At 71.1% G+C, this 10,039-nt stretch carries 8 protein-coding genes; 4 read left to right on the top strand and 4 right to left on the bottom strand.

Translation table 11 applies throughout. From position 1 onward, the window contains the following. Positions 1-62 precede the first annotated feature (62 nt). From IEY95_RS01930 to IEY95_RS01920, 3 genes are all read left to right on the top strand, one after another. Complete coding sequence (locus IEY95_RS01930) at positions 63-2,942, top strand: thioester reductase domain-containing protein (protein WP_229702509.1); 2,880 nt, start codon at positions 63-65, stop codon at positions 2,940-2,942. Beyond that, complete coding sequence (locus IEY95_RS01925) at positions 2,939-4,078, top strand: alpha/beta hydrolase (RefSeq protein WP_189184034.1); 1,140 nt, start codon at positions 2,939-2,941, stop codon at positions 4,076-4,078. Before IEY95_RS01930 ends, IEY95_RS01925 begins: the two co-directional genes overlap by 4 nt. Before the next feature lie 64 nt (positions 4,079-4,142). Continuing rightward, the gene (locus IEY95_RS01920; protein ID WP_189184033.1) at positions 4,143-4,922 is read left to right on the top strand and encodes an alpha/beta fold hydrolase; all 780 of its coding nucleotides are present in this window, start codon (positions 4,143-4,145) and stop codon (positions 4,920-4,922) included. A gap of 302 nt (positions 4,923-5,224) precedes the next feature. Here the strand turns inward: IEY95_RS01920 and IEY95_RS01915 are convergent, their stop codons facing one another. The 4 genes from IEY95_RS01915 to IEY95_RS01900 all read right to left on the bottom strand — a co-directional run bounded on the left by IEY95_RS01915 (position 5,225) and on the right by IEY95_RS01900 (position 9,000). Further along, positions 5,225-5,452, bottom strand: a complete 228-nt coding sequence (locus IEY95_RS01915; RefSeq protein WP_189184032.1) for a hypothetical protein — start codon at positions 5,450-5,452, stop codon at positions 5,225-5,227. A gap of 38 nt (positions 5,453-5,490) precedes the next feature. Beyond that, positions 5,491-6,372 carry a hypothetical protein gene (locus IEY95_RS01910; protein WP_189184031.1) on the bottom strand — a complete coding sequence of 294 codons (882 nt, stop codon included), beginning with the start codon at positions 6,370-6,372 and terminating at the stop codon, positions 5,491-5,493. 281 nt (positions 6,373-6,653) lie between these two features. Continuing rightward, entirely contained in the window at positions 6,654-7,886 is a 1,233-nt protein-coding gene (locus IEY95_RS01905) for a PP2C family protein-serine/threonine phosphatase (RefSeq protein ID WP_189184030.1), read from the bottom strand. 334 nt (positions 7,887-8,220) lie between these two features. Beyond that, positions 8,221-9,000: a DeoR/GlpR family DNA-binding transcription regulator gene (locus IEY95_RS01900; RefSeq protein ID WP_189184029.1), complete on the bottom strand. Its 780-nt coding sequence runs from the start codon at positions 8,998-9,000 to the stop codon at positions 8,221-8,223. 122 nt (positions 9,001-9,122) lie between these two features. On the opposite strand from IEY95_RS01900, the gene IEY95_RS01895 reads away from it, so the two are divergent. Then, a complete protein-coding gene (locus IEY95_RS01895) occupies positions 9,123-10,013 on the top strand; it encodes an SIS domain-containing protein (protein ID WP_189184028.1) in 891 nt (296 codons plus the stop codon). Positions 10,014-10,039 lie beyond the last annotated feature (26 nt).

The raw sequence follows: 10,039 nt of genomic DNA, 5'->3' as shown, positions 1-10,039 counted from the left end.
CGGCCGGCTTCGGCCGTCGGCAGCAGTGAGCGAGAGGACGAGGCACAACGTGAAGGGCTCTCATGCGTGATGTGAACGAGGACGCGTCGGCGTACGCCGACGGACAGCGGGCGACCGCCGAGTCCATCGAGCGGGGCGGCGCCGCACTCGGCGTGGACGCCCTGCTGGCCAGGGTCAGGTCGGCGGCCTCGGCAGGGCCGACGGGCAGCGGGGCGGACTCCGCCGCGCCGCGGTCGGCCGGTGCCGTCCCGGACGGTGCCTCGGTGGGGTCGGGTGGTGTCGTCCCGGACGGTGCCTCGGTGGGGTCGGGTGGTGTCGTCCCGGACGGTGCCGGACCGCGGTCGGCTGTCGTCGCGGACGGTGCCTCGCCGGAGTCGGGTGGTGTCGTCATGGATGCTGACTCGCTGGAGGCGGCCGGGGTCTTCACGGACGCTGACTCGCCCGTGTCGACCGGCGTCGCCACGGACTCCCCCTCGCCCGTGTCGCCTGCCATCACCATGGGCCCCTCCCCATCCCAACCGACGGGCATCCATGCGGACTTCAGCGCACCCCGGCCGACCGGCAGCCCGCCGGACTCGGTTGTCGGTACCGCCGTGCCCCAGGACGTGGACGGCCTCGCCGCGGCCATCGCCGCCGCGGCGGGTCCCTTTCTGCCCGACGGGCACTTGTCGCCCGACACCGACTTCTTCGACGCCGGGGGCTCGTCCGTCGGCGCCGTGGAACTGGTCGCGGAGCTGGAACGTGCGCTGGGCATGGAGATCGGCCTGGACGACGTCTTCGCCGATGCCCGACCGCGCAGCCTCGCCCAGCGTTGGCTCTCGACCACCGGGGGCACGGCCGCCCCGTCGGACACGGGTACATCGGCAACTCCCGCGCTCCCGGCGACCTGGGCCACGGCCGGGTCGGGAACTCCGGCGCCGCACGTCGTGCCGGAAACCCCGACGGCCGGGCCCACTTCGGTCCGCGCGGCCACCGCGACCGGCGCCTCGCCGGCCCCGGGCACCCTCCCCCTGTCCGCCCCGAGCACCCTTCCGATCCCGTCCCCCCGGAGGACCCCACCCTCGGTGGCGGCCACTCTCCGGCCCGGCAGCGGCGACACCCCGTACGCCACCGCCCGCCGCGAGGACCTCGACCAGATCCTGGCCGACCTCGCCCTCGCCGACCGGCTGCCCTGGACGGCCTCGCCCGAGCCGCTGCCGCCGCGTCGGATCCTGCTGACCGGTGCGACCGGCTTCCTCGGCAGCCACATGCTTCTCGATCTGCTGCGGCACAGCGATGCCCATGTCTACTGCCTGGTCCGCGCGGCCGACGAGGAGGCGGCAATCGCCCGGCTCGGTGAGGCGCTGAAGAGCTACCAGCTGCCCTGGTCGTCGGAGATCCGCCGCCGGGTGACCGTGCTCCCCGGCGACATCCGGCGCCCGCGCCTCGGCCTGTCCGATGACCTGTGGCACACGCTCGCCCACGAGTTGGACAGCGTCGTCGGCGTGGCGGCGGCCGTGGACTTCCTGCGCGGCTACCAGTCGTTGCGGCAGAGCAACGTCATCGGCTCACTGACCCTCGCGGAACTCGCCGCGACCGGCCGGCCCAAGCCGCTGCACCACATCTCCTCCATCGCGGTCTTCAACGAGGTCGGCATCAGCTCGATGGGAGAGGACGACCCGCTCGCCCACGTCGATCGCCTCATAGCCGGGTACGACCAGACGAAGTGGGCCGCCGAAGTCGCACTCCGCCGGGCCCGTGACCACGGTCTGATCGTCACGGCGATGCGTCCGGGCGGCATCGGCGGTCACACCAAGACCGGCGCCTACAACCCTCAGGACCTCAGCAGCGGTCTCATCTCCGCCTTCGGCCGCTTCCGCACCGTGCCCGCCTTCCGCCACCTGAACGCGGCCCCGGTGGACTGGGTGAGCCGGGTGGCGGTCGGCGTCATCTGCGAGCCCGACGCCTGGGGCAACGACTACAACCTGACCGGTGTGCCCAACACCCTCGACGACGTCGTACGGGACATGGCGTTCGGCGGCATGCACGTACGCGTACAGGACTGGGACGAGTGGCGCACCGACACTCTGGCCCGTCTGGAGGCCAAGCCGGTGCCCGAACTCGCCTTCCTGACCCGGGTGTTGCAGAGCCCTACCGCCCTCAAGCTGTGCGAGGCGACGCTCAAGGGCCCGGCGGCCGACGCCGACCGCACGGCCGCCCTCGTCGAGGCCCTCGGGCTCCGGCCGGCGGCCCGCTACGACGCCCAGGCCCAGCTGAAGACCTTCGAGCGGCTCGCCCAGGACGGCCTGGCCAGGCTGCCGCACAAGGACGACCAGCCCTACCTGTGGTTCTCGGAGACGACCGAGGGAGGCGTCGGCCCGGTCGGCGCCCCCGCCGACACCCCCTGCTCGATGGCGCTCACCCTCTCCATCGCGAGCATGTACCAGTTGGTGAAGGAGCGCCGGGTGGACGTCAGCGGGGAGCTGATGTGCGCGGCGGTGCACCCCGAACCCCTGGTCGTGGAGCGCGGCGACGTCTGGATCCGCCCCGAGGAGGGCATCCCGCAGCAGCACGGTCTGCGGCATCAACTTCTCCGCTACCGGCTGAGGTTGCGCGATGCCGACGGCGGGTTCTGGTGGCTGGAGGGCCGCAAGTACGCCCGGGCCCGCCGCGACGTGTGGCGGCAGACCCGCGCCCTGACCGTGGAGATCGGCCGTGAGGGCGAACCGGCAACCCTGGCGGGCGAGGTCGTGGTGCCCGCCGACAGCTACGTACGCGACCAGATCGACGGCATCAGGGTCGATCCGCGCCTGACCGGCCAGGAGAAGCGGGCCGCCAAGCTCACCTGGCTCGCCTGGTTCGGCCTGGAGATGGGCCGGGGCCTGCTCGGCCCCTTCACCCGGGCCGCCGCGGACCTGCTCGACCTGCGCCGCACCCCCACCCTCACGGAGCACAACCGATGATCTTCAGGACGACCACCACTTCCCGGACCAGGCCGGCTCTCCGCAGGGTCAGGACCACCACCGCCCTGCGCCCGCTCCACCACCGCCTCGACCCGGCGGCCGTCGAGGAGATCCCCTTTCGGGCGAGCGACGGCGTCCGGCTCGGCCTCACCCGAGTCGACAGCGGCGAGACGGACCGGCCCGCCGTGCTGCTCCTGCACGGACACACCGCCTCCGCCGACATGTTCTTGCTGCCGGAGACCCGCAACCTGGTCGACGTCCTGCTCGACGACGGCTACGAGCCGTGGCTGCTCGACTGGCGGGGCAGCTGCCGGTTGCCGTACAACGAAACCGGCCAGAAGTACACGTACGACGACGTCGCCCTGTACGACATCCCCGAAGCCGTCGCCCACATCCGCGGGCGCATCGGAGACCGGCCGCTGTTCGTCGTCGCCCACTGCATCGGCTCCCTCACCCTCTCGCTGAGCATGACGGCGGGGCTGGTGCCGGGCCTCGCGGGCGTGGTGTCCCAGGGCGTGTTCCTGACGCCGAAACTCGCCGGCCGTACGTCGCTGCGGATGTCGGTGGCCGGGGAGCTGTTGAAGACCCGGATCGACCACATCCCGGTCGACTTCCGCAACGTGGGTCTCTGGTCCAAGTACACACCGCTGTTCGCGCTGGCTTCCCGGAAGGCGAGCTGCCCCGATCCGACCTGCCAGATACTGCACAACTCGGCGTGGGGCACGGGCGCCTCGCTGTTCGTGCACGAGCACCTGTCCCGGACCACCCACAACCGGCTCGCGGAGCTGCTGGGCCCCGCGCCGCTGTGGATCCTGCCGCATCTGCGCCGCATCGAACTGGCCCGCAGCGTGGTCCGCTGGCACGACACCGACCACCGCTACCGGGCACTGCCGCCCAACGCCCTGGACGCGGCCGCCCGTATCGACACCCCCGTCCTGCTGCTCGCGGGCAGCGAGAACGGCCTGTGGCTGGACTCGCAGAAGCTCTGCCACGAGGTACTCGCCCACCGGCAGCCCCAATTGGACGTCGAGTACACCCAGATTCCCGGCTACGGCCACCTCGACACGTTCCTCGGCCGGGGCGCGGCCCTCGACGTATTCGGGCACATCCTCGAATTCCTCGGCGAACGACGGTGACGGCTGCCCGGGCGGGCGGCTACCGTACCCGTCAGTAACCGGACCGCACCGCAGGAGGCGCCCCATGCCGCAGCTCGAAGTCGACGGCGCAGCACTGACGTACGACGACGAGGGCCCCCGCGACGGCGACGGTGTCCCCTTGGTGTTCATCCACGGCTGGACCGCCAACCGGCATCGCTGGGACCACCAGCTGGCCCACTTCTCCCCGAAGCGCCGGGTGATACGCCTCGACCTGCGCGGACACGGCGAGAGCAGCGGGGCGGGGGTGCGCACGATCGAGGAGCTGGCGAGGGATGTCCTCGCCCTCCTCGACCACCTGAAGGTCGAGCGGTTCGTCCTGGTCGGTCACTCGATGGGCGGGATGATCTCGCAGACCATCGCCCTCTCCCACCCCGAGCGGGTGGAGCGCATGGCGCTGGTGAACTCGATCAGCCGCATGACCTACAGCCGGGGGCGGGGTCTGCTGATGGGGGCGTCCACGCTGGTGCCGTTCAAGCTGTTCGTCGCCACCAACATCCAGCGGGCCTTCGCACCCGGCTACCCGCGCGAGGAGATCCGGGAGTATGTGCGGGCCTCCGCGGACACACCGCGGGAGGTGGTCATGACGCTCTACGGCGCCATGCGGGCCTTCGACGTCCTGGACCGGGTCGGCGAGATCCGCACGCCCACCCTGCTGGTGCACGGGTACCACGACATCCAGCTGCCCGTCTCGCAGATGCTGCGCATGGCGAAGGCCTACCCGGACGCCGTGGTGCGGATCGTGGACGCCGGCCACGAACTGCCGGTGGAGAAGCCGGCGGAACTCACCTCGGCACTCGACTGGTTCGTGACCGGCCGGGCCTGAGACGCCCCGGCCGCCGGACCGCTGCCCAGGCGGGTGGTGATTCACGCGTCGGGCGATCACCACGCTCGAGGCGGGCTCAGTAGCTCTTCCGACGGGGCGCCACCACGCCGAAGAACTCCGGTGCAGCCGACATCGCAAGAGTTGATCGCGGGCGAAGGCGCGGGTGGCGGGGCACGACACCCGTGTCGTGCCCGGCCACCCATCGGTCCTGGGGCACCCGACAGTTACCGCACCGCCGCGTCCGTGACCGGTGTGTCGTCGGCACGGCCTCGAGACGGCGGGCGCCGGTGCGGTCACGGGGCTCAGGACGTTTCGACGTCGGGCTTCACCGTCTGCTCCGTGGGCGGGGAATCGCCTTCGGAGGCATCGAGTTCGTGCATCCGGCGGTGGATGGCCTCACGCAGACTCATGCCACCGGGCCCCTTGGGGGTAACGGCAGCCGATTCCGTCGCCGGTCCGGCCGTGAGGCGATCGATCACCGCATGCAGGTGGTCGGCGCGGTCCTCGCTGTCCTTCTTCTCGTCTGCCACAGCGCACCTCCTTCCCGGGCGGTCCCAGTGGGCTCGTCCTACTCATTGTCGTGCTCGCCGCCTTCCCAGGCGCCTTCGATGACAGGGCCGGCCTGCAATTCGTCGATCTGGATGCGCCACGCGTCGGCGCGGGACGTGGTGGACTCCTTCGCCGCGGCGGTCAGGGTGCGGGCGGCGGCGAAACGATCGGACTCCGGGCCGCTGGTGGCGATGCGCCTGATCGTCCCTGTGCGGGAGTCGATGGCCGCGCGCAGGCTGCCCGCGCGGGCCGTCAGACGGCCCAGGTCACGGAAGCGGGGCTGGTCGGTGTCGAACCAGATCTGCTGCCACCAGTGGTCGGTGACCGGGTCGTGCCAGCTGATGTAGCCGCCGGGCAGGATCTTCCGGGGGCCGTCCAGTTTGCCGGTGAAGCTGTAGCGCACACCGGGGGCGGCGACCGGGTCGTAGAAGTGCGGGGTGAAGAAGTCCGACATCAGCAGGCCGTTGATGGTGTAGCCGTTCTCCGGCGCCTCCGAGGGGTCCGCGACTTCCACCAGGAACTCCACCACGCCCTGGCCCGGTTTGGGGGACTGGCCCGCGACCAGCCGATTGCCGCCGGGGTCGCCGAGCATTTCCAGCATTTCGTGACTGGCCGTCAGCGACCAGCTGTCGCTGTACTCGATCAATGAGAACGGCTGGCCGTTGTTGTCGAGGTGGACGCCGGCTGCTCCGGACTGCTGGATGTCGTCACGGACGATCATGGGCCAGTAGCCGACCGGAACGTCCTTGAGCCTGTCGAAGCCGTCAACGGTGGCGGGGACCTTCCAGATCGGGTCGAAGTCCCGGGTGGCCTGTTTCTGCAGTGCGGCCGCGACCCGGGTGAGCTGGGACGGGGTGATCTGGTCGGTCTCGGACACCAGAGCAAGGTGGGTGACGAGCATGCCGGGCTCCTGTTCTGTCGGGACGGAGACGCGATGCCGTTGCGGCGGGCGGGAGGCGCCGGGCCGAAGCAGTAGCCGGGGCGGCTGATTGCCGTAGTCGGCAGGGAGGTCGACACCACTCAACAGGCAGGATGCCTTGACGTCATCACGCGATTACTGAATGTCCCGGTCGATCGCCCGCATGGCGTAGCAGCCCGGCATGCGTCCATTCGACGTCGGCTACGTCCATGCGGCGTCGGTTACGCCCGGTCGGCGTCGGCAACGCCCACGCCGCGTATGGGTCACAACCGCACGATGATCAGCGCCGTGTCGTCGGTGGCGCCCCCCGGCGGGAGCAGCTCGTGGAGGACGGCGTCCGCGAGGGTCTCGGGGTCGGCGTCCTTGTGGCGGACCAGGGAAGTGGCGAGGCGGTCGAGTCCGGTGTCGATGTCCTCGCCGCGCCGTTCGATCAGGCCGTCGGTGTACAGCACGACGGCGGCGCCGTCGGTGAACGTGGTGTCGGCCTGTGGCCTCGGGATCGGGTCGGGGTGGGCGTCGAGCGGAGGGTCGGTGGCCTGGTCGAGGAACTCCACGCGACCGTCGGCGTGGACCAGCGCGGGCGGAGGGTGGCCTGCGCTGCTGTACGTGAGGGTGTGGTGGTCGAAGTCGATGAAGGTCGTGACCGCGGTGGCCGATTCGGCGCCGTCGACCACATGGGCATAACGTCCCAGGACGTCCAGGGCCTGTGCCGGGCCGTCGGCGACTCGGGAGGCGGCGGTGAGCGCGCTGCGCAGCTGGCCCATGACGCCGGCGGCCTCCAGCCCGTGGCCGACCACGTCGCCCACGGCCACGCCGATGCGGTTGCCGCCGCCCACCAGGTCGACCATGTCGTACCAGTCCCCGCACACGTTCAGTGAGCCGACCGCGGGTCGGTAGCGCACGGCGGCCCGGTGGTGTCCCAGCTGACGAGGTGCCGGCAGCATCGCCTTCTGCAGGGCCAGCGCCACCTCGCGCTCGCGGGCGTGGGACTGGCGCAGACGTTCGTTGACCTCCTGCAGTTCGCGGGCGCGCGTGTACAGCTCGGCCTCCAGCACACGGGCCCAGCTCCCGCTCGGTCCGCCGCGGGCCCGGATCAGTTCGGTGACGTCCTCGACGCGGTGCACCAGCAGCACCACCTTCCCGTCCGGGCCGTGCACGGGCGCGTTGATGGGGCTCCAGAAGCGTTCCTCCCACTGCCCGGGCTGCTCGACGGATTCGACGTCGTACCGCTGCAGGGCCATCGCGTCGCGTTCGCCGGTGGCCGCGACCCGGAGCAGGGAGGCCGCGAGGTCGCGCATGCCCGTCGCGGTGGCGTCGTTCGGGTTGTCCGGGAAGACGTCGAACAGGTAGCGGCCGATCAGCTGCTCCCGTGTGCGCCCGGACATATGGAGGAATTCCTCGTTGGCGTCCGCGTAGACGAGTTGGGGGGTCAGCAGCGCCACCATGCTGGGCAGGGTCCGGAACACCGCCGCGTAGTCGATCCCCGCGTCCGCCATGGTGCCGCCACCTCGCTGCCGATTTCGCACATTTTCTCATGATTCCTATGGCGAGAGGTGGTGTCCGCGGGCGTGTGGCGGGTCCGCAGTTGTCCGCTGGGCCCGGCCGGGGGGTGGGTCGGCGACGCCTCGGCAGGCGCGGGCCGACGGTCCGGGCGGGCGCTCAGCCGTAAGGGCCGTTGTCGGCCGAGGCACAGGCGACGCGGCTGTGAACCCAGTCATCGCCCTTCAAGCGTGTTCGCGGTGCCCAGCAGCTCGGCTGTGAACCGAGTTGTCGCCCTTCAAGCGTGTTCGCGGTACCCAGCGGTTCGGCTGTGAACCGAGTTGTCAGCCCTCACACGGCGACAACGCTCACCCCCGCCTCCTCGAATCGCCGCACCGTCTCCGGCCCCACCGCCGCGTCTGTGACCAGCGTGTCCACCGACTCCGCCGCGCAGATCCGGGCGAAGGCGCGCTGTCCCAGCTTGCTGGAGTCGGCGGCGACGATCACGCGCTCGGCGCGCTCGCACAAGAGGCGATTGATCGCGGCCTCGGCCTCGTCGTGGGCGGCCGCGCCATGCGTGGCGTCGAAGGCGACCACGCCGAGCACGGCGACGTCGATGGTGATCTGGCCGAGTACGCCGTCCGCGAGCGGACCGATGAGTTCGTACGACTGCGGGCGCGCGACCCCACCCGTCACCACGATCTTGAACTGGGGGCGCACGGCAAGTTCGTTGGCGATGTTCAGCGCGTTCGTGACGACGGTCAGCGCGGGGGAGCCGGATGCCAGATCGGGGCGTACGGCCAGGGCGCGGGCCACCTCGGTGGTCGTGGTGCCGCCCGTCAGGCCCACCGCCTCGCCCGGGGCGATGAGGTCGGCCACCGCCTTCGCGATGCGCTGCTTCTCGGAGGCGTGGCGGGCGGTCTTGTAACGCAGAGGCAGTTCGTAGGAGACGCCGTGGACGACCGCGCCACCTCGGGTGCGCACGAGCATCTGCTGCTCGGCGAGCTGGTCGAAGTCGCGCCGGATCGTCGCGGCCGACACCTCTAGCTGGGCAGCGGCGTCCTCGACATCCAACCGGCCCCGCTCCACCAGCAGTTCCAGCAGCGCCTTCCAGCGGGCGTCCCGCGACATCCGCACACTCCATTCCTCGATCTTCCGTGACCTTAGCGCACCCCGCTCTCACCGGAATGCTTGATTATGTTCGAAAGCTCGCTATATCTTGCAGGAACAAGCATCGCTGGGAGGGGTACGGCATGACGCATGTCGAGAACGAGCTGAACAGTCAGCCCGAGTGCTGGAGCCGCGCCGCCCAGCAGGCCGCCGCGCACGGAGCCGCGCTGCCCGCGGCAGGAGAGCGGGTCGCGATCGTGGGGTGCGGCACCTCGTTCTTCATGGCGCAGGCCGTGGCCGCGCTGCGCGAGCGGTCCGGGCAGGGCGAGACGGACGCCTTCGCCGCGTCGGAGTTCCCGCACGGCCGCTCGTACGACCGCGTCGTCGCTCTCACCCGCTCCGGCACCACCACCGAGGTACTCGAACTCCTCGGGCACCTTCGGGGACGTACGCGTACGACCGCCATCACCGCCGACCCCGAGACCCCCGTGATGGAGTCCGCGGACGACATCGTCGTGCTCGACTTCGCCGACGAGCGCTCCGTGGTGCAGACGCGGTTCGCGACCACCGCGCTCACGCTGCTCAGGGCCCACCTCGGTCTGCACACCGACGCCGTCGTGGCCGACGCGCGCACCGCCCTGGAGACTCCGCTGCCCGAGGGGTTGGTCGACTGCACGCAGTTCACCTTCCTCGGCCGCGGCTGGACCGTAGGGCTGGCCCATGAGGCCGGGCTCAAGATGCGCGAGGCCTCGCTCGCCTGGACGGAGGCGTACCCGGCGATGGAATACCGGCACGGTCCCATCAGCATCACCACTCGGTCCACCGCCACCTGGATGTTCGGCGAGGCGCCCGAAGGGCTGGCCGAACAGGTGCGGGAGACCGGCGGGTTGTGGGTGGCCGGCGCGCTCGACCCGCTCGCCGAACTCGTCCGCGCCCAGCGACTGGCGGTCGCCGTCGCCGCGGCCCGCGGGCTGAACCCCGACCAGCCGCGCCACCTCACCCGCTCGGTGATCCTCCGCCCGACGGTCCACTGACCTGGCTCGACCACCCACCGAGAAGG

Source organism: Streptomyces albiflavescens (assembly GCF_014645835.1).
Taxonomy (GTDB): Bacteria; Actinomycetota; Actinomycetes; order Streptomycetales; family Streptomycetaceae; genus Streptomyces; species Streptomyces albiflavescens.
Note: the sequence above shows the minus strand (reverse complement) of the source record. Positions and strands in the feature narration are given on the sequence as shown.

What these genes read in the sequence shown, in the direction of transcription:
- IEY95_RS01930 (WP_229702509.1), top strand. Translation starts at nt 63, where the DNA reads ATGCGTGATGTGAACGAGGACGCGTCGGCGTACGCCGACGGACAGCGG.
- IEY95_RS01900 (WP_189184029.1), bottom strand. Translation starts at nt 9,000, where the DNA reads ATGTCGCGGGACGCCCGCTGGAAGGCGCTGCTGGAACTGCTGGTGGAG.
- IEY95_RS01905 (WP_189184030.1), bottom strand. Translation starts at nt 7,886, where the DNA reads ATGGCGGACGCGGGGATCGACTACGCGGCGGTGTTCCGGACCCTGCCC.
- IEY95_RS01920 (WP_189184033.1), top strand. Translation starts at nt 4,143, where the DNA reads ATGCCGCAGCTCGAAGTCGACGGCGCAGCACTGACGTACGACGACGAG.
- IEY95_RS01910 (WP_189184031.1), bottom strand. Translation starts at nt 6,372, where the DNA reads ATGCTCGTCACCCACCTTGCTCTGGTGTCCGAGACCGACCAGATCACC.
- IEY95_RS01895 (WP_189184028.1), top strand. Translation starts at nt 9,123, where the DNA reads ATGACGCATGTCGAGAACGAGCTGAACAGTCAGCCCGAGTGCTGGAGC.
- IEY95_RS01925 (WP_189184034.1), top strand. Translation starts at nt 2,939, where the DNA reads ATGATCTTCAGGACGACCACCACTTCCCGGACCAGGCCGGCTCTCCGC.